Source organism: Maricurvus nonylphenolicus (genome assembly GCF_042854845.1).
GTDB classification, from domain to species: Bacteria; Pseudomonadota; Gammaproteobacteria; order Pseudomonadales; family Cellvibrionaceae; genus Maricurvus; species Maricurvus nonylphenolicus.
The window spans coordinates 1003867-1022962 of sequence record NZ_AP031498.1 but is presented as its reverse complement, the minus strand read 5'-3'; the positions used below and the strand labels follow the sequence as shown (position 1 = coordinate 1022962).

Sequence of the window (19096 nt, the reverse complement as noted above, 5' to 3'; positions counted from 1 at the left end):
ACAGAAAGAATAGCCCCTGAATTTAACAAACAGCTATTTGACGAATAGCACCTGAAGGATGCACAATAGAGTTCTATTTTGGAACCAACAACCAAAATGAATCACCAATTTATATCTAACACCTATATCAACGGTTTTATTACCGGCCTGCAGCGTCTGGGCGTCGATATGGCTCGTATAGAGGCCGAACTGCCCGATCTTTCCATCGCTCAGATTCGCGAAGGCCAGCGGGTGGATATCAATCTGCTGCGACAGATTTGGCATAAGGCCGAAGCCATCACACAAGATCCTCTGCTGGGCTATAAAATTGGCGTCAATCTGAATTTGAAGGGTCTGGGGCCGCTAGCACCTGTCTTGATGCACAGCCCAACTATGCGTATCTCACTACATAATCTGGCTAACTGTCATGACCTGATTAGTGAAAGCATTAAACTGCAAGTCATTAATGATGAAGACGGGGCCATCGTGTTTCGCTTTAGCCCTCGCTACAGCCCGATCCGGGAGTCTTCTCAACAAATCGTATCCCTTGTCACCAGTATGCTATCGATGGGCCGTTTTATGGGTACCGATCGGCGTATGCTGTTGAAATTGCGCCTTCCCGATGATCTGGAGATCGATTTACTGTCACAGAAATTTCGCGCACCTATTGAGCCGGCTTCTGCCCCTCCCTACGGCATATGGTTCAGTGCAGAAAACGCCGATGACGAACTACCTGGTTCTGATAAACATTTTTACCAATTAAATAAAGCCTACATCGACGAGCTATTGTTAAAGCGCAACGCCAGCAACCATTTGGTTGACGAAATTAAATCCCTCATTGTGGATAAGGGTTACCTTAAAGCTACCGTTGATGATGTAGCAGAAGCGCTGGAGATCAATAAACGCAGTCTGCAACGTCAGTTAACGGAAGAACAAACCACGTTCAGGCAACTGAAAGAAGAAATCATTAAAGAGCGCTCACTGCTGCAAATTATTAAAGGCGAAAATACCATCGAAAAAATCGCAGCGGATTTAGGTTATTCAGAAGTTAGCGCCTTCCATCGGGCGTTTAAAGGCTGGTTTGGGGTAACCCCAAAAGATTACAGCCGTAACCCTGCCATCCAATAATCAACCTCTAAACCAAAAAAGCCGCAAAGCTTTCACTTTGCGGCCAAGCGCGGATATTCATATATCGCTTAAGCAGAGATTAACTCAACATTGGCAGGCACATACTTGTGCCAGGGCGTTCCGGCAAAGAAATCTCGGTTATCCACAGAGGTTAGATCATTGGTGGCAGCACCAATCTTCTGAACGGCCTTTTCGGTATTGAGGTTATTCTGTAAACCACCACCATTAGGCAGAGAGATATGTCCTGGCCGCATACGGTCATTCACTTCCACCACCGTCTGCGCTTCACCTTGACGGGTAGAAATACGTACCAGCTGACCTGATTCAAGACCCAGGGTTTCAGCATCGGAGGGACTCATGCGCAGGGCACAGTCGTAATCCACTTTACGCCAGGCCGGATCGCGATAGATACCGTTGGCAGTATAATCACGACGCTCACCACAGGACAACACGAAAGGATAATCCGGGCTAGTCAACGGCTTAAAGCCTTCGGCCAAAGATTCCAACTCAGGAATCATCTCCGGCAAATGCAGATGTATTTTCTGATCAGGATGCCCCAGTCGTTTGAAACTCGCATCCCACTCCTCATGGGTCAACATCACACCGGAAGGTGAATCAATCAGAGCTCTAAACAGATTCATGCCCAGCTCAATGCCTTCACCTTTGTGACCTGCGGCTTTAACAGCTTCAGGATTCTTCATCGCCAGCTCAATGCAGAACGGCATATAACCCGCCCCTGCCGCCAAGCCTTCAGGCAAAACCTGCCCCAAGGTGCGATAAAGGATGACAGGAACCATTTTGACCAGCCCTGGATTTTCCGAAACAACCTTAAAGAAAGCGTCACCGAATGCCTGCTCACCTTTAGCCAGTGCCTGATTCAGATCAACAATAATTTCTTGCGGAATTGCGCCCAGAGCTTCACATAGACGCGCATAGATTTCCGCTTCGTGTAGCACGGTTTCCGGGGCATCAAAGACCGGATGACGCAGCTGAGCAACATTGTGCGGAAACTCAAACTGGAACATGGACATTTCAGCTTTTTCATATTGCGTCGGTGCAGGTAAAACATAGTCCGCCTCCATCGCTGTTTCCGTCATGGCGATATCCACAACAACAGTAATATCGGTTGCCCGCAAGGCCTCTGCCATATTCTTAGAACCCGCATAAGAGTGCACCGCATTGGAACCATTAATCCACACCGCACGCATACGATCCGGGTGATCGGCTAAAATCTCCTCACTCACGACATTACACGGAATCAGACCACCGATAATACGCGAGTTAGTCACGGGTGTACGTCGATCATCTCTATAGTTCGGACTAACAATATTAACCAGTGGCAAGGCAATAAACTGCGCGCCTTTCTTGCCAAAGTTACCGGTAATCGTTAGGAGTAAACGCTGCAGGTAGCTGATCAGGGTTGAGTTGCGGTTCATCTGCACACCCAAGTCTTCCCATACCGCAACACTTTCGGCTTCATGAATCCAGCGCGCCAGTTCACGCAACTGATCCTCTTCGATACCACACTGCTTACAGTATTCCGCTACTGGAATATTAAAGAAGAACGGATAGACCTCTTCAAAGCCAATGGTGTGCTTTTTCATCCAAGCATGATCAACCCAGTCTTCCTGAATCACAATGGCCACCAGTGCTGCCATCATCCAGGCATCGGTACCGTTTTTAACCGCCAGGTGCATATCCGCTATATCGGCAGATTCTGTACGGCGCGGATCGACCACGACTATCTTGTGATTTTCATCTTTCTTAAGCTTTTGCAGTTTTTTCCGGCACTGATGAAAACCGTGGGTATGGTAAGGGTTTTTGCCCAGGTAAATCGCAACGTCGGCATTTTCACAATCACCGCGCTGGACACCGCCGGTGGAATTGAACATTTGATTAGCGACCCACATTTCGCCGGTTTTTTCTTGGGCAATGGGGTTGGATTTATAAATAGAACCCAAGGTGGAACGGAAGCTGGCAGCATAGGGGCCAGAAATATGGTTACCCTGACCACCACTTAAATACAGTATTTTATCGCCACCGTATTGATCTTTAACACCTTGCATTTTTTCAGCAATTTCACTGATCGCGGTATCCCAACTGATGGTTTCAAAACTGCCATCGGCTTTACGACGCAAGGGTTCAAGAATACGGTCGGTGCCATTTTGATAATGGCTCAATCGTCCGGCTTTATTACAAATATAACCTTGGGAGCCCGGGTGATTTTTATCACCTTTGACTTTGGTAATAATATTGCCTTCACCCTTCTGAACTTCAATGCCACAAATTAATTCACATAAAATACAGGCTGACGGTTTCCACTCACTCATAGCTCACCTTCCTCGCTTTACTTGTCTTTTCTTCAAATCACTATTTGGTGCTTTTCTTTAATGGGCGATAAATCTCTACGCGATCTCCCGGCTGTAACACATACTGATCGCGCTTAACTGCCTTGCCAAAAACGCCAACCTTATTTTTTGTAAGGTCTATTTCAGGGTATTCCTTCAACACGCCAGACTGCTCAATAGCTATCGTTGCCGTTGCACCTTGCGCTACCTTGACCGCCTGTAAGTACTGATGGTTTGGTAATGCATAACCCACTTCGACTACCATGGTGTCAGTCATCGTTAACCTCCCTTTTAGCGCTGCAGATGTTGAAGTTTATTGCCTACACCGTCCCACTCAGCCGCTTCCGACAGGGGATCTTTTTGCTCGGCGATCACCGGCCAGTTTTTCGACAGTTCAGCGTTGAGCTCAAGGAAGTGAGCCTGATCCTCTGGAAGCTCCTCTTCACTACTGATGGCATCAGCCGGACACTCGGGTTCGCAGAGTGCACAGTCGATGCACTCTTCCGGGTCAATCACCAAAAAGTTGGGGCCTTCGTGAAAACAGTCCACCGGACACACGCTAACGCAGTCGGTGTACTTACATTGGATACAGTTGTCGGTTACTACAAACGTCATGACTACTCTCTTCTTGTCAGGCTGCCGCGGTCTAGCGCCACGATTTCTGTCAGTATCGGTAAAGCGACTTGTCATAACAGTGACAGGCGACGCCAGCCACTGACAATTGACGACAACTTGTTACTATTACCAGTGAGACTATGGGCGGATACGGGCCGTTTTGTGTATAATCCTAGGCCTTATTAGAGGTATATAGAGCCATGCTTAAAGACACTTTTGGCAGAGAAATCAATTACTTAAGGCTATCGGTGACCGATCGCTGTGATTTCCGCTGTGTCTACTGCATGGCCGAGGATATGACCTTCCTGCCGCGCGCCCAGGTACTGAGCCTGGAAGAATCCGAGCAGATCTGTCGCGCCTTTGTTGAGCTGGGCATCAAGAAGATCCGCATTACCGGTGGCGAGCCCCTGATCCGCAATAACATTACCCATCTGTTTAACCAGGTAGGCCAACTGCAGGGATTGGAAGAACTGACCCTGACCACTAACGGCTCCAAGCTCACCGAGTTGGCCACCAGTTTGAAACTGGCTGGCGTTAAGCGATTGAACATCAGCCTGGATACCCTCGATAGTGAGCAATTCACCGAGCTAACCCGCTTTGGCAAGTTGGAAAAAGTACTAGACGGTATTCAGGCGGCTAAACGTGCCGGCTTTGAACGTATCAAACTCAATGCCGTAATTCTGAAAAACCGCAATCTGGATCAAGTACCCGCTCTGGTTAACTTCGTGTTGTCAGAAGGCCTGGATATCAGCTTTATCGAAGAGATGCCTTTGGGTGCGGTTGTTGAGCACGGTCGCGAAGAAGAGTTTTGTTCCAGCGCCGAGATACGCGCGGTGATCAATCGAGAGCATCCCCTGCAGGAATCAGCAGTAAAAACCGGTGGCCCATCACGCTATTGGCAAGTGCCTGGTTATCAATCTCGTATTGGTTTTATTTCCCCGCACAGTGAGAATTTCTGCGCTAGCTGTAACCGTGTACGCGTCACCGCAGAAGGCCGTCTGTTACTTTGTCTGGGTAATGAAAACTCAGTCGATTTAAAAGACATTATTCGACGCAATCCCGGTGATATCGAAATCCTCAAGCAGGCGATTGTAAATGCCATGGCAAACAAACCGGAGAAGCATCATTTTTATGAAGATGATGCCGAGCAGATTGTTAGATTTATGAATACCACTGGCGGTTAACGAACGCCGGTTAACAAAGGATTTATCGTGAAAGTCTTTGGCATTACCGGCTGGAAAAACAGCGGCAAAACCACCCTGGTTGCAGACCTGGTTAACCACTTAAGCGGACGCGGCCTGAAAGTCTCCACCATCAAACACGCCCACTGCAATTTTGATATCGACAAGCCCGGTACCGACAGTTTTAAACATCGCGAAGCTGGCGCCCAACAGGTGTTGCTGGCATCCAGTAATCGCTGGGCCCTGATGCATGAATTGCGTAACGATCAGGAACCGGAACTCGACGAGCTATTACAACATTTAGAGCCGGTAGACCTGGTTATTGTCGAAGGCTTTAAAATGGGTGACCAACCCAAGATCCAGGTAGTACGACCGCAGAACAATACCGAGCGTCTGCCGGAGGATGCACAACCCATAGTTGCTATTGCCAGTGATGAACAAGTCGAACCAGCAGACTATGGCTGTAGCGGCCCGTTGCTACCGTTAAATGATATTCCAGCGATTGCCGATTTTATTCTCGGCTACTGCGATCTGCCCTTACAAAATTAACAACTGATAGAATTATGAGTAACGAATTAACCCCTTTAAATATTGCTGTCCTGACAGTTTCCGATACCCGCACAGAAGACACTGATACCTCTGGCAACCTGCTGGTTAGCGCCCTGCAAGAGGCGGGTCACAAGCTGGCCGACAAAACCATTGTGATCGACGATATCTATCAGATCCGCGCCGCTATTTCCCCCTGGATTGCCGATGACGCCGTACACGCCATTGTGATTACCGGCGGTACCGGCTTCCACGGTCGCGACTCCACCCCGGAAGCCGTAGCGCCTCTGTTTGATAAAACCATTGATGGCTTTGGTGAAATGTTTCGTCAGGTCTCGCTGCAGCAAATTGGCAGCTCAACCATACAATCGCGCGCTATCGGAGGGCTTGCCAACAACACTGTGATTTTCTGTTTACCCGGCTCCAACAATGCCTGTAAAACCGGTTGGGAAGAGATTATTCAACCGCAGCTAGATAGCCGTACCAAACCCTGTAATTTCGTTGGTTTACTGACGTCGGGCAAACACTAACGTCACCCTGCGGTTAATCTGGCTTGGGGGGCATGCCTCGGCTAATACCAGTCTCAGCCAGCAGGGCTTGTAGACGGTGCTGACGCTCTTGCTGTGACAATGTTTGAACCTCTGCATTGTCGTAGAATTGCAAAGAACTGGAATCAAAATTCACTGTCGGAGATTCAAGCACCGCCTCAGGCTGAGAAGCTGCCTGAGGTGCATTGACCTGAGCTTCATTTACCTGAACGGGCTGGCCCTGCTCTTCCAGGCTCATCAGAGCATCATTCAAAATATCCAAAGTCGCCATTAAATCATCCGCCAACGCCTGCTGGGTTTCATCAAGGCTTTCCAGCTGCTGGGTGAACTTGGCAATGGTTTCCACTAACGTCTGGGCAGGAATGTCGTTGGTCTGTGCCAGCCACTGCTGACAGCGCTGAAAGTAGGAGGTATTGGCCTGAGTCACTCGGTTAATCCAAATTCAATATCGTCTTTATTCTTTATGCGCTTATCTATTTAAAACGGGTGCCTGATCCATATCACCTTCCAGGCTTTCACCACGCTTAAGCTTGCGCTTAACACCCGGCCCCAACAACGGACTGATGCTGCGGGCGGTTACCGGCTCACCACAGTCGGAACACACCAACTGCAAGCGGGTAATCTTACCACAGCCCTTGTGTTTATAGACGATGGGGGCACCATCCTTATCGGCCAGCCAATCATCCCCCCACTGCGCCAAGCCCACCATCACGGGATACAACGCTTTGCCCATCTCGGTCAGCTTGTATTCATAGCGTAGCGGGCGCTCCTGGTATGGCTTTTTTTCCAGCACTCCGGACTCAACCAGCTTGCTTAGCCGATCAGCCAGGCGATGGCGAGTCACCCCCAGACTTTTCTGAAACTGATCAAAACGACTGACGCCCAAAAAACAGTCACGCAAAATCAACAGCGTCCAGTTATCCCCCACCACCGATAGGGCGCGGGCCACACTGCAGACTTGGGAATCAATTTCACTCCAGCGCATATCACTCTATCCACTATTCTCAATAATTGATCACATTATAGGCTTGTAAGTTCTGTTTTAGAATCCTATGATAGACACAGTTCCAATATAGAACCAACAATTGGCCTATCTATGCATATAGAGAGAAATACAGAGAGAGCCCCATGACAACCGATACCCGCTCTGACACCCGCAACCCCGTGGCCCTGGTGCTAGGCGCTGGCGATGCCATAGGCTCAGCCATAGCCAAGCAGTTTGCCGCCACTGGCATGACCGTCTGTATGACCCGTCGCGATGCCAGCAAGCTCGCCCCCTTGGTGGATGAACTCAAAGCACAGGGACAAGAAGCCCATGCCTTTACCAGCGATGCCCGCGATGAAGATCAGGTGGTGGAGCTGTTTCGCACCATCACCACCGATATCGGCCCTCTAGGCGCAGTGGTCTTTAATATCGGCGCCAATGTACCCATGAGCATTCTGGATACCAGTAGCCGCAAGTTCCGCAAAATTTGGGAGATGGCCTGCTTTGCCGGTTTCCTTAACGGCCGCGAAGCCGCCAAATATATGGTCGAGCAAGGCCACGGCACTATCCTGTTTACCGGCGCTACCGCCAGTATCCGTGGTGGCTCCGTATTTGCCGCCTTTGCCAGTGCCAAACATGGTCTGCGCGCCTTGGCACAAAGTATGGCTCGCGAGCTGGGCCCGAAAAATATTCATGTCGGCCACGTGGTGATTGATGCGATGGTGGATACCGCCTGGATCAATGACAACTTTGGTGATGCGGTTGAAGCCGCCGGTCCCGATGGCATTGTTAACCCGGATCATCTGGCCAAAAACTATGTGATGTTGCACCAGCAACCGCGCGATAGCTGGACCTTTGAGTTGGATGCGCGTCCCTGGGTGGAAAAGTGGTAAGCACCGCATTTTCTCCATTAACACTTTGCGATAACTATTTAAGAGAAGAAGGAAACCCACATGAGCACCACCCTCGACTTCTACTTTGACTTCGGTAGCCCCACCGCCTACCTGGCCTATAAACGTATCAAACAACTCGAAGAACAGTACGACCTGACCGTGAACTACCAACCGGTACTGCTCGGCGGCCTGTTTAAAGCCACCGATAATATGTCTCCGGTGGCCATTCCCGCTAAAGGCATGTATATGATGGCCCACGATCTGCCGCGTTTTGCCAAACGCTACAACGTGCCTATGAATATGAATCCCAACTTCCCCATAAACACCCTGCCACTGATGCGCGGTGCCATTGCGGCCCAACAAATGGGCTGTTTTGAAAACTACTGTGATGCCATGTATGACGCCATGTGGGTAGAAGAACTCAATATGGGCGATCCGGACATTATTCAGCAGCGTATCAACCAGGCTGACATTGATGCGGATGCATTGATTGCCCTAACCCAGGACAAAGCCGTAAAAGACCAATTGATTGCCAATACCGATGCGGCGGTCAAACGCGGCGCCTTTGGTGCTCCGACCATGTTTATCGGCGATGAGATGTTCTTTGGTCAGGACCGCTTGGATTTTGTTGAAGAGCGCCTGCAGGCTTAATTGCCAATCAAGCCATGCGCGATCAATTTTAAATCGCGCTGCGCGCCAGAGGCTGGCGCGCAATGGCATACAAACGGCTTAGCAATAACAACGCCGTTAAAGTCAGCCCCACCAGTAAACCAATCCAAAAACCTTTAGCGGCCATTGGCTCAATCAACCAATCGGTTCGCGCCAATACAAAACCCAGCGGTAAACACACGCCCCAATAGGAAAACAAAATAATCCGCAAAGGGATACGGGTATCCTGATAAGCTCGCAGCGAGGCATTGGCCATTATTTGCAGCTGATCCGGGAATTGATATAACGCCATCCACAAAAACAGCGGTACAGCCAACGCAATAACGGAAGGGTCGGTAGTATAGAGCTGCACAATGGTTTCACGGCCTAACAATATCAGCGTCATGGTCATCAATGACAAGGCCATACCCGTTAACAGCCCGGTACGCACCACAAAGTTGGCAACCTCCTGCATCTCGCGCCCTAGAAAATACCCCACCCGCACAGTAATTGCCTGGGACAAACTCAATGGCAACATAAAGATTAGATGGGAAACGTTCAGTGCAATTTGATGCCCGGCAACTATATTGGCCCCGAGTGGCGCCAATAGTAAGGCAACCGCAGAAAAAATAGACACCTCGGCAAACACACCGAGCGAAATAGGAACGCCCAGTCGCGCAACATTCCGCATTTGTTCCAGTTTGGGCCGACTCCAGGATCGCAACAATGCCGTGCCGTGAAATTTCTCTTCGGAACGGGTAAACAGTAACAACAAAATCACCTGCAACCACATAGACGCCGCTGTGGCCCAACCGCAACCTACGCCACCCAGCTCTGGTAATCCCCAACGGCCGTAGATCAGTCCGTAGTTAAGCGGAATATTGATTAAAAAAGCCGCCAGGCTGGCAATTAAAAAGGGCTGGGTTTTACCCATACCTTCACAGTAACTGCGCAAGCCACTAAACACGGCCGCAGCTGGCATACCAAAAGCGATAGCCGCCAGGTAACCGGCGGTAATTGGTAACACCTCGGCACTGACATCAAACCAGCCTAATAACACTTCGCTGTTGAGGAGAATGGTCGCTACACCGGCAGACACCAGCAAGCCCAACCAAATACCCTGCTGGGTAGTATCAACAATCGCCTGACGATCATTGGCACCGTGAAAACGTGCCACCATAGAGGTTACCGCAATCATTAAACCGGCAATCAACAGAAACAGTGGTAACCAAATACTGTTGCCAATCGCCACGGCGGCCAGATCATTAGCGGAGTAATGCCCCGACATCATGGTATCAACCACACCGGTACCCGTGTTTAAAAGTTGCGCAGCGAGCAGTGGACCAGCAAGATTCATCAGTTGCTTAAGCTGGATAAAAAAGTGTGGTCTATCAGCAACAGCTTGGGCCATGGATTGATCAGACATAAAACATCACAAATGTCAGGGTTGAATGGATAGCAAGCCACCCATAGTAACAGCTCAGAGATTAAAGATAACAGCGTAAAGACGTACGTTGGCTGCTGCAGCGAAGTATTGCAACCGCTATAATTGAGCTTTCCATATTGTACTCAGTGCTAAGGATACCCCGCATGAAACCCATCGCCGATGCGCTAGATCAAATCCTTAACAGTGTTAGGCCCCTGCAAGAAACCGAAACCCTGCCCTTGCAAAAGGCCCTGGGTCGCATTTTGGCTCAACCACAAATTTCCAGCCTCAATGTGCCTCCAGCTGATAACAGTGCAATGGACGGTTATGCCCTGCATACCGATAGCCTTTCAGCAACCACACGCTGCCTACCTGTCAGCCAACGAGTACCGGCTGGCCACACACCAGAGCCCCTGCAACCAGGCACCGCTGCACGCATCTTTACTGGCGCCGAAGTACCAGCCGGTGCCAACAGCGTTATTATGCAGGAACAATGTCAGATCGAAGAACGCGATGGCACTAATTGGATAACCTTCCCCGACGAAGTGAAGGTCAATAACAATATCCGCGCTAAAGGTCAGGATATTGCAGCAGGTGCGCAAGTATTGCCCGCGGGCCATCGTCTGCAAGCACAAGACCTGGGCTTACTGGCCTCCATCGGTATTGGTGAAATCGAAGTCATTCGTCCCTTGCGCGTTGCCGTTATCTCTACCGGTGATGAACTGGCCGAACCCGGTGAGCCCGCCGGCCCAGGACAGATTTACAATTCCAACCGCTATCAACTCGCCGGCCTGCTACAAAAACTGGGCGCCGAGATGATTGATCTCGGCCGCGTGCAAGATACCTTCGAAGCCACACAGCTGGCACTTAAAAATGCCGCCGAGCAAGCTGATTGCGTGCTGACCACCGGCGGCGTATCCGTCGGCGAAGAAGATCACGTTAAACCCGCCGTCGAAAGCCTGGGCCAACTGAATTTGTGGAAGCTGGCGTTAAAGCCCGGCAAACCCTTGGCCTTCGGTCAGATAGGTGACACCCCCTTCTTTGGTTTACCCGGCAATCCGGTTTCGGTTTTTGTGACCTTCCTGCTATTTGTGCGCCCATATTTGTACGCACAACAGGGCAGCCCCTGCCACGAACCACACCCGGTACAGCTGCCCGCCAACTTTAACCGTAACAAAAAAAGTATTCGCCAGGAGTATGTCCGTGTTCGCGTGCATCCCAATGGCACTATGGAATCGCACAGCAACCAAAGCTCCGGGGTACTGTCCTCCACCAGCTGGGCCAATGCTTTAGCCATCGTCAAACCCGATACGCTAGTGAAAGAAGGTGATTTGGTACCGGTCATCACCTATGCCAGCCTCTTTCTATAACCTCAACTTATGCATGAGAATTTATCATGAACGAACAAACACAAATTGAATTAGAATCAGCCGCCTTCCGTCGTTTACTGAAACACCTGGACGAGCGCAAAGACGTACAGAACATCGACCTGATGATCCTGGCTGGCTTTTGCCGCAACTGCCTGAGCAAATGGTATATGGCTGCCGCTGAAGAAAAAGGCGTTGACGTGGATTACGACCAGGCTCGTGAACTGGTCTACGGCATGCCCTACGACGAGTGGAAAGACAAATACCAGCAAAAAGCGACACCTGAGCAACTGGCCGCCTTCGAAGCAACTCAGAAGAAATAATCGGATTGTGAAATCATGACGCAAGTTACCGTTGAGCAACTTTTTATCTACCCCGTCAAATCCTGTGCCGGCATCGAGCTAACCGAAGCCGAACTCACACCGGAAGGTTTGAGCTGGGACCGAAGCTGGATGATCATTATGCCCAACGGAAAATTTGTCACCCAACGGCAAATGCCCCAGATGGCAAAAATCCGTATCGACTTTTCCGAGCAAGCGCTGATCCTGGGTTATGAAGGTGAAATCTTCACCGTGGATTTAAATCCACCGGTCAGCGATCCCATTACGGCGACCATCTGGAAAGATGAATGCCAGGTATTGGATGAAGGCCCCGCGGTGGGCGAATGGTTAACCCGTGTTCTCGACAGTAAACAACCGCTACGACTGGTATGTATGCAAGGGGATTTTGTGCGCCCGCAATCGGCGCCCGAACGTTTTGGAGCGGACACCCACACCCAGTTTGCTGACGCCGCACCTTATCTGCTGACTAACACCGCATCTCTCGATTCTCTAAACCAGCAATTGAGCAAGGAAGGTAAAGACAGCGTCGATATTCGCCACTTCCGTCCTAATATTGTGGTATCCGGATTAGAGGCTTTTGCGGAACAGGAAAGCAAGCAACTGGTTCATGCCGATTACACGCTAACCCTGTGTGATCCCAGCTCGCGCTGTATTATGACCACCGTCAACCCGGATACCGGGGTTAAGCATCCTGAGATGGTACCTTTCAAAACGCTCACAGATCTTAATGCTATGCCGGATAATGAACGCGTACCGGCGTTTGGGATGAATACTATTTGCAGTACTGGTGAAGCCATTATCCGCGTTGGGGATAAACTGCAGATTAGCTAACTACAAACAACTTTCTACAAAGCCTTTCCCGCGCAGGCGGGAATGGCGTACTAGACTTTGCAAGCACCACGCACTAATTTAGAACGCTTTTTAACTTGTCAGAATATTTCTCAGCCAAATAATTCCCAATGGGAATCGCCGAAGTAGCAGCCGGTGAAGGCGCATTGCACACATGCAAACTCCGCGCACTATCCACAAATAAAAAATCGTGTACCAAACTGCCATCACGCATCACTGCCTGTGCTCGAATCCCCGCCGGATAGGGTTGCAAATCTTCAAGCTGAATCTGCTCACAATACTTTTGCACCCGCTTCAGATAACCACGTTTGCACCAGGAATCTTTTAACTCTCCCAATCCCGCACGCAGGTGTTTAAATAGCAAAGGCCATAGCCCCTTAAAACCCAGCGCCTCACGCGTATCACGCCAACTAAAATTCAAACGCCCATAACCTTCGCGCTTCCAGCCCAATACAGCATTGGGGCCAACGGTTACCGAACCATCGATCATACGGGTTAGGTGTACCCCCAAAAACGGCATAGCAGGATCGGGGATAGGATAGATTAAATGATTAACAATATTATTTTTGTCACTAGGTAACTGATAGTACTCACCGCGGAAAGGTACGATCGCAAACTCACGCGGTAAGCCCATCACATCAACAAGACGATCGGCCTGTAATCCACTACAGCAAATTAAATAGTCAGTTTGAAGAGCAGCATTTTGGGTGACGATTTCGACAAACTCATGGGTTTCGTCTAATTGTTCTACCGTTTGACCAAAGCGTATCTCACCCCCCAGGGCAATAAACTGCTCGGCCATTTTCTCGCACACCTGACGATAATCGACGATACCGGTTGTCGGCACCCAAATGGCACCCAACCCCTGCACATTGGGTTCTCGCTGCTGTAATTGCTCCGCTGAAAGTAGCTCAACATCCAATCCATTGTCGTGACAGCGCTGATAAAGCGCCTGCATACGCTCGAGCTCTAAAGCATCCGTAGCCACCAGTAGCTTGCCACACTGATCGTAAGCAATACCGTGCTCCTGGCAAAAACTGATGGTCGCCTCTACCCCTTGTCGACAGAATGTCGCCTTGAGGCTCCCCGGTTCGTAATAGACGCCCGCGTGAATCACGCCGCTGTTATGCCCGGTTTGATGACAGGCCACGGAAGCCTCTTTTTCCAGCACGATAATGCGCTTCTGTGGATAACGCTGCTGTAACTGCCAGGCTGTGGATAACCCAACAATACCCGCTCCAATTATCGCAATATCGTACATTTTTTGGACAACCCTTATCTTTTATTCAGCGTCATTGTACGGACTTTTTATGCGCAAACTAGGATGCAGAGCTTAGTTTTAACCCTAACTAACTGATTACTAACGCTTTATTCAACATACATGCCTGTAGATTTAACTGCCAAATCTACGCCATGCTGATGCAAAGTTCGACTAAAATTAAGGTTACAGATTCAAGCCAAGCCACCGATAATAGTGTGGTTAATAAAAACACCTCGGTAGCCTGTAGATGCCTGAACCCCATCAATCAACTTCGACTTCCGAGATAGGGACATCGGCTTCAGCAACCCCCAAAAGGACACTAAAAGCTACCCTGGTCAGGTGGCTACTGTTTATGTCGCTCGTACCTGTGGTAGTGGTTGCGCTGTCCAACTATCACAACGCTCGCCAGGGCATCTTGCTGCAAGTCCATCAAAACCTGCGCCAATCGGCAGAAACCTCTGCCCGCTTTTTGGAAAACTGGTTTCAGTCCCGCTTGCTTGATGCCGAAAGTATGGCAGCTGTAGCCATGGCCGAAACCGCCATTACTGACATACGCCAAGACTTCCTTAACAGCGGTGAGCCATTAAACGACTATATCGGCAGCGAAAGCTGGAAGACTGTTGCAGCATCCAGCAAAAGTTATCTGGCAGGTTTCTATCGTCGCTATAACTATATTTACGATCTGTTTTTTATCGATGCCGAAGGCAACGTGCTGGTCTCGGTACTGGAAGAGGATGACCTGGGGACCAACCTGCTTAACGGCCCCTATTCGGAGACCCGCTTTGCCGAAACTGTTCGTAAAACCCTCAAACTGTCTTCAGGCCATTTTTCCGACCTTGAACGCTACCAACCCTCCAACAATACCATTGCGGGGTTTTTAACCGCACCGATCAAATCAAAAAGTGGCGATATCGTCGGTGTGTTGGCGATTCAAATTAAACTCAACCAGATTTTCTCCGCGCTGCGAAATGACGGCTACAGTACCCAAACCCGTTATTTGGTTGGCGCGGACGGTTTGCTAAGAACGGCGATCACGGGCGATGAATCCTCGGTATTGAATTATAAACTCGACACCGACCAATACGACCTGTGGCAACACCAGGGTTTACACGCCATCCAATACCACCACCAGGAAGAAGCATTTTCCTATATGGGCCCGCAGGGAAAACAGGTGGTAGGAATTCATGTCGGGGTAAATATTCCCGATGCAACCTGGTCACTGTTTAGTGAGATTCACGAGGAAGAAGCATTTGCACCTGCAAGCCAGCTCGCCGATATTACAACGGGGCTGGTGATTTCAACAGCCATTATCGTCGCGTTATTAGCCAACTATTTAGGCAAGCGAATATCCACCCCTTTAAGCCAGCTTACCCTCACCGCCCAGGCCATTATCGAAGGCAAAAGCCGCCGTGCCGATATCATTGTCGACAGTAACAATGAAATCGGATTACTGGCCGACACCTTTAATCAAATGGTCGACGCGCGAGAAAAGTACACCGGAGAACTGGAGACAACCACAGCTTTTTTACAAAGCCTGCTAAACGCCGCTACTGAGTTTTCCATTATTGCCACTGATCGCGACGGTGTGATCACGTCATTTAACAAAGGTGCCGAACGCTTGCTGGGCTATCAAGCCGCTGACATGATTGGCACACAGACCCCGGCAATCTTTCACGATGAACAGGAAACCAAACGTCGTTCGTTAGAACTAACCGAAAGCCTCGGTTATGACGTAAAAGGATTCCGAACCTATGTTGAAGTCCCTGAACGTCAAGGCTCCGAAACACGTGAGTGGACTTATATCACCAAGTCCGGAGAACGCATACCGGTGGTATTATCGGTTACTGCAACAAGAAATAAAGCCAAAGAGATCACAGGGTTCCTTGGCATCGCCCAGGATATTTCCGAACTAAAAGTCGCCAATAAAGCGTTGACTGATAGTAAGGAAAAACTGGAACAGGTGATTGATGCAACTGAAATTGGTACCTGGGATTGGGACTTAATTTCCGATACCGCCAGCATCAACCCGCGCTGGCTGGAAATTATTGGTTATACCCCGGCCGAGATCGACAGGCTCACCCCAGATCTCATCAAAACCTTTATTGTTCCCGAAGACTTTAAGGTCATTCAGAATAATCTCGATAAAATCAGTAACCGTGAAACGGATCATTTTATTGAATCCTACCGCATGGTGCACAAGTATGGACACTATGTTTGGGTTGAGAATCACGGCCGTGTTATCGAATGGACGGCGGGTGGAAAACCCAGCCGCATGGTAGGCACCGTTCAGGATATTACCCACAGGAAATTGGCTGAAGCCGAGCAAGAGCGAGTGAACCACTGCAATCAGGCACTTGCCGAGTTAACAATCAATGAAGATATAGTCGCCGGTCATTATGCCATTGCCATGCAACGCTTGACTGAGACCATATGCCATGCGCTGGATGTAAGCCGCGGTAGCATTTGGCTCTTTAATGAAAGCCATGATGCTATTGTCTGTCTGGATCTCTTCGAAGCCGATAAAGAGTCACACTCAAAAGGCATCGTCTTACATAAAGACGATTACCCCAATTATTTTGCTGCCCTTACAACTGGCAGCATTATTGATGCTATGGATGTTTTAACAGATAAACGTACCAATGAATTTGCCGACAGTTATTTAAAACCGCTGGGTATTTCCTCGATGCTGGATGCCATTATCGCTGGCGGTGACGGCATTGTCGGTGTCATCTGCTGTGAACACACAGGCGATAAACGCCGCTGGCTACCGCACGAAAGCGGCTTTGCCTCCGCCATCGCCACCATGGCAGGCAGCCTGCATGCCGGTGAGCTACGACGCCAAGCAGAACAACAGTTAATCACCGCCAAGGAAACCGCCGAAGCAGCGGCCAATGCCAAAAGTGAATTCCTGGCCATGATGAGCCATGAAATACGCACGCCAATGAATGGGGTACTGGGCATGCTTAACTTGCTCAGGCGCAGCGATTTAAACAGCACCCAATTGCGCCAGGCCAATGTTGCCCATTACAGCGCGCAGTCACTGTTGATGTTAATTAACGATATTTTGGATTTCTCCAAAGTTGATGCCGGTAAAATTGATCTCGAATCACTTGATTTTGATCTTCGTCAGCATTTAAGCGAAGTGATTAGCGCCCAAGCCTTGCGAGCACAGGAGAAAAACCTGGAATTAATTCTGGACCTCACACATATTAAAGAATCTACCGTTAAAGGCGACCCGGGTCGTATTCGCCAGATCTTAACCAACCTGATTGGTAACGCCCTCAAGTTTACTGAGCAGGGTGAAGTTGTTGTAAAGTGTTCTCTCACTCCCTATCGAGCTTATGACGAGACATCCGACGACGAGGTAAAACATCAATATCAATTGAATGTCTCCGTTACCGATACAGGTATTGGTATTCCCCCGCATAAACTGTCAACACTGTTTGATTCCTTTACCCAGGTTGATGCCTCCACCACCCGTCGCTATGGCGGAACCGGTCTGGGACTGGCGATTTCGAAAAAGCTCTGCGAGCTTATGGGCGGCGAGATCAAAGCCGCTAGTACCTTAGGACAAGGCAGCTGCTTTAGCTTTAGTTTGTTGCTGGATGCCAGCGACGACTCGCGCCCCTTAATGCCCCATGTGGATATGCATAAACTGGAAGTGCTGATTGTCGACGATAATGCCACCAACCGCGAAGTACTACGCCAACAAATGGAACACTGGGGCATTAGCGTCTATGAAGCGGACAATGGTCCTGCGGCTATTTCCCTGTGCCGCAGCCGCGCTCAAAACGATCAACTGCCGGCATTTGATGTGGCGCTATTGGATATGCAAATGCCCGATATGGATGGGGTTGAACTTGCACAACAGTTACGTGCAGGAAAACTCTGCGAAGAGACCAAGTTAGTTATGATGACTTCTATCGGCCACAACAATGATGCCAGCTATTTTGCCCAGTTAGGCTTCAGTGCCTATTTCCCCAAACCCGTTACCACCAATGATCTGTTCCATACCCTGTCAATCGTTGCTGAAGACGGCGATGCCTTGCATCAAGCATCACCACTGATTACTCATCACTACCTGCAAACACTCAAGTCACCTGAAGACGAGTTACCACCGCAACGCATTTGGCCAGAAGGCACGCGCATACTGCTGGTAGAGGACAATACCGTTAATCAGGAAGTCGCCAGTTTTATGCTGCAGGATATGGGGCTCAGCGCCGATGTTGCCGTGAATGGCATACACGCGCTGGAACTGCTTAATCATACCTCCACATCGGATGCCTACCATTTGGTATTAATGGACTGTCAAATGCCGGAAATGGATGGTTTTGAAGCCAGTCAGCGTATTCGCAAGGGCGAAGCGGGAGACATTTACCAACAGATTCCAATTATCGCCATGACAGCCAATGCCATGAAAGGCGATCGCGAGCGTTGCCTGGTCGCAGGCATGGACGATTACATCAGTAAGCCGGTGGATTGGCATGATATGGAAAGCAAACTTTCCCTGTGGTTGCTTGGCGAAAAGTTGTCGGCCGAAAATACAATCTGCATGAGCAACAATGCATCGCACAAAGAAGATCAGCACAATCTTGCGCAATTCGCGCTTTGGGATAAAGACGAACTATTACAGCGCGTTCGACACAAAGAACACCGCGTAATCGATCTGGTTCAGTTATTTGTTGACGATATGCCCGAACGCATTATGGAGTTAAATGCGTTTATCAAAACACAGGACTATGCGGCCTGCTATAACGTCGTCCATACCATCAAAGGTATTTCAGGTAACCTCAGTGCACTTAAACTCTTTGAGGCATCCAAGCAGCTTGAACAACAACTGCGCGAGCAGGCTATTAATTCAACCGATAATGCCTTATTTGTTGCGTTTATCCAGGCTCACGATGACACCCTGCACACACTGCAGGAATACCTGCAATCGATGACATAAACAGCGCCACCCATAGATTTTGGCAAATAACCC

17 protein-coding genes are annotated in these 19096 nt (G+C 49.5%); 10 read left to right on the top strand and 7 right to left on the bottom strand.

The window, feature by feature from the left end:
• Positions 1-96: 96 nt before the first annotated feature.
• Positions 97-1107 (top strand): helix-turn-helix domain-containing protein, encoded by a 1011-nt coding sequence (locus tag ACGHZ6_RS04285; RefSeq protein WP_390617567.1) that lies wholly within the window; start codon positions 97-99, stop codon positions 1105-1107.
• A gap of 68 nt (positions 1108-1175) precedes the next feature.
• Here ACGHZ6_RS04285 and ACGHZ6_RS04280 read toward each other — a convergent pair whose 3' ends face one another.
• Genes ACGHZ6_RS04280 through fdxA form a run of 3 tightly spaced genes read right to left on the bottom strand, consistent with a single transcriptional unit; the run spans position 1176 to position 4070 of the window.
• Positions 1176-3437: a molybdopterin-dependent oxidoreductase gene (locus ACGHZ6_RS04280; protein ID WP_390617566.1), complete on the bottom strand. Its 2262-nt coding sequence runs from the start codon at positions 3435-3437 to the stop codon at positions 1176-1178.
• Between the two features lie 40 nt (positions 3438-3477).
• On the bottom strand, positions 3478-3732 hold the full coding sequence (locus ACGHZ6_RS04275) for an RnfH family protein (protein WP_390617565.1): 255 nt from the start codon (positions 3730-3732) through the stop codon (positions 3478-3480).
• A gap of 14 nt (positions 3733-3746) precedes the next feature.
• Complete coding sequence (gene fdxA, locus ACGHZ6_RS04270; RefSeq protein WP_390617563.1) at positions 3747-4070, bottom strand: ferredoxin FdxA; 324 nt, start codon at positions 4068-4070, stop codon at positions 3747-3749.
• A 200-nt stretch (positions 4071-4270) separates the two neighbouring features.
• On the opposite strand from fdxA, the gene moaA reads away from it, so the two are divergent.
• Genes moaA through moaB form a run of 3 tightly spaced genes read left to right on the top strand, consistent with a single transcriptional unit; the run spans position 4271 to position 6327 of the window.
• Positions 4271-5254, top strand: coding sequence for a GTP 3',8-cyclase MoaA (gene moaA, locus ACGHZ6_RS04265; RefSeq protein ID WP_390617562.1), 984 nt, complete (start codon positions 4271-4273; stop codon positions 5252-5254).
• Positions 5255-5281: 27 nt separating this feature from the next.
• Complete coding sequence (gene mobB / locus ACGHZ6_RS04260) at positions 5282-5800, top strand: molybdopterin-guanine dinucleotide biosynthesis protein B (RefSeq protein ID WP_390617561.1); 519 nt, start codon at positions 5282-5284, stop codon at positions 5798-5800.
• Between the two features lie 14 nt (positions 5801-5814).
• Entirely contained in the window at positions 5815-6327 is a 513-nt protein-coding gene (gene moaB, locus ACGHZ6_RS04255) for a molybdenum cofactor biosynthesis protein B (RefSeq protein WP_390617560.1), read from the top strand.
• 13 nt (positions 6328-6340) lie between these two features.
• On the opposite strand, the gene ACGHZ6_RS04250 is transcribed toward moaB, so the two are convergent.
• Together ACGHZ6_RS04250 and ACGHZ6_RS04245 are read right to left on the bottom strand one after the other, a co-directional pair.
• Positions 6341-6772, bottom strand: a complete 432-nt coding sequence (locus ACGHZ6_RS04250) for a hypothetical protein (RefSeq protein WP_390617559.1) — start codon at positions 6770-6772, stop codon at positions 6341-6343.
• A 42-nt stretch (positions 6773-6814) separates the two neighbouring features.
• Positions 6815-7330, bottom strand: coding sequence for a winged helix-turn-helix transcriptional regulator (locus ACGHZ6_RS04245; RefSeq protein ID WP_390617558.1), 516 nt, complete (start codon positions 7328-7330; stop codon positions 6815-6817).
• A 143-nt stretch (positions 7331-7473) separates the two neighbouring features.
• Here ACGHZ6_RS04245 and ACGHZ6_RS04240 point away from each other — a divergent pair, with 143 nt between their 5' ends.
• Both ACGHZ6_RS04240 and ACGHZ6_RS04235 read left to right on the top strand, forming a co-directional pair.
• A complete protein-coding gene (locus tag ACGHZ6_RS04240; protein WP_390617557.1) occupies positions 7474-8223 on the top strand; it encodes an SDR family oxidoreductase in 750 nt (249 codons plus the stop codon).
• A gap of 60 nt (positions 8224-8283) precedes the next feature.
• Positions 8284-8874, top strand: a complete 591-nt coding sequence (locus ACGHZ6_RS04235) for a 2-hydroxychromene-2-carboxylate isomerase (protein WP_390617556.1) — start codon at positions 8284-8286, stop codon at positions 8872-8874.
• A 28-nt stretch (positions 8875-8902) separates the two neighbouring features.
• On the opposite strand, the gene ACGHZ6_RS04230 is transcribed toward ACGHZ6_RS04235, so the two are convergent.
• Positions 8903-10297, bottom strand: a complete 1395-nt coding sequence (locus ACGHZ6_RS04230) for an MATE family efflux transporter (RefSeq protein WP_390617555.1) — start codon at positions 10295-10297, stop codon at positions 8903-8905.
• A gap of 164 nt (positions 10298-10461) precedes the next feature.
• Here ACGHZ6_RS04230 and glp point away from each other — a divergent pair, with 164 nt between their 5' ends.
• Genes glp through ACGHZ6_RS04215 form a run of 3 tightly spaced genes read left to right on the top strand, consistent with a single transcriptional unit; the run spans position 10462 to position 12836 of the window.
• Positions 10462-11667 (top strand): gephyrin-like molybdotransferase Glp, encoded by a 1206-nt coding sequence (gene glp, locus ACGHZ6_RS04225; protein WP_390617554.1) that lies wholly within the window; start codon positions 10462-10464, stop codon positions 11665-11667.
• A 26-nt stretch (positions 11668-11693) separates the two neighbouring features.
• Positions 11694-11987, top strand: coding sequence for a DUF1244 domain-containing protein (locus ACGHZ6_RS04220; RefSeq protein ID WP_390617553.1), 294 nt, complete (start codon positions 11694-11696; stop codon positions 11985-11987).
• Positions 11988-12002: 15 nt separating this feature from the next.
• The gene (locus tag ACGHZ6_RS04215; RefSeq protein WP_390617552.1) at positions 12003-12836 is read left to right on the top strand and encodes an MOSC domain-containing protein; all 834 of its coding nucleotides are present in this window, start codon (positions 12003-12005) and stop codon (positions 12834-12836) included.
• Between the two features lie 73 nt (positions 12837-12909).
• Here the strand turns inward: ACGHZ6_RS04215 and lhgO are convergent, their stop codons facing one another.
• Positions 12910-14115, bottom strand: coding sequence for an L-2-hydroxyglutarate oxidase (gene lhgO, locus ACGHZ6_RS04210; protein WP_390617551.1), 1206 nt, complete (start codon positions 14113-14115; stop codon positions 12910-12912).
• Between the two features lie 352 nt (positions 14116-14467).
• Between lhgO and ACGHZ6_RS04205 the strand changes: the two genes are divergently transcribed.
• Positions 14468-19063 carry a response regulator gene (locus ACGHZ6_RS04205; protein ID WP_390617550.1) on the top strand — a complete coding sequence of 1532 codons (4596 nt, stop codon included), beginning with the start codon at positions 14468-14470 and terminating at the stop codon, positions 19061-19063.
• Positions 19064-19096: the final 33 nt, after the last annotated feature.

Bases quoted from the DNA above. Each gene is read 5' to 3' on its own strand.
- ACGHZ6_RS04245 (WP_390617558.1), bottom strand. From the start codon at position 7,330: ATGCGCTGGAGTGAAATTGATTCCCAAGTCTGCAGTGTGGCCCGCGCC.
- lhgO (WP_390617551.1), bottom strand. From the start codon at position 14,115: ATGTACGATATTGCGATAATTGGAGCGGGTATTGTTGGGTTATCCACA.
- ACGHZ6_RS04285 (WP_390617567.1), top strand. From the start codon at position 97: ATGAATCACCAATTTATATCTAACACCTATATCAACGGTTTTATTACC.
- moaA (WP_390617562.1), top strand. From the start codon at position 4,271: ATGCTTAAAGACACTTTTGGCAGAGAAATCAATTACTTAAGGCTATCG.
- ACGHZ6_RS04215 (WP_390617552.1), top strand. From the start codon at position 12,003: ATGACGCAAGTTACCGTTGAGCAACTTTTTATCTACCCCGTCAAATCC.
- ACGHZ6_RS04240 (WP_390617557.1), top strand. From the start codon at position 7,474: ATGACAACCGATACCCGCTCTGACACCCGCAACCCCGTGGCCCTGGTG.
- glp (WP_390617554.1), top strand. From the start codon at position 10,462: ATGAAACCCATCGCCGATGCGCTAGATCAAATCCTTAACAGTGTTAGG.
- ACGHZ6_RS04235 (WP_390617556.1), top strand. From the start codon at position 8,284: ATGAGCACCACCCTCGACTTCTACTTTGACTTCGGTAGCCCCACCGCC.
- ACGHZ6_RS04205 (WP_390617550.1), top strand. From the start codon at position 14,468: ATGTCGCTCGTACCTGTGGTAGTGGTTGCGCTGTCCAACTATCACAAC.
- ACGHZ6_RS04280 (WP_390617566.1), bottom strand. From the start codon at position 3,437: ATGAGTGAGTGGAAACCGTCAGCCTGTATTTTATGTGAATTAATTTGT.
- fdxA (WP_390617563.1), bottom strand. From the start codon at position 4,070: ATGACGTTTGTAGTAACCGACAACTGTATCCAATGTAAGTACACCGAC.
- ACGHZ6_RS04230 (WP_390617555.1), bottom strand. From the start codon at position 10,297: ATGTCTGATCAATCCATGGCCCAAGCTGTTGCTGATAGACCACACTTT.
- moaB (WP_390617560.1), top strand. From the start codon at position 5,815: ATGAGTAACGAATTAACCCCTTTAAATATTGCTGTCCTGACAGTTTCC.
- ACGHZ6_RS04275 (WP_390617565.1), bottom strand. From the start codon at position 3,732: ATGACTGACACCATGGTAGTCGAAGTGGGTTATGCATTACCAAACCAT.
- ACGHZ6_RS04220 (WP_390617553.1), top strand. From the start codon at position 11,694: ATGAACGAACAAACACAAATTGAATTAGAATCAGCCGCCTTCCGTCGT.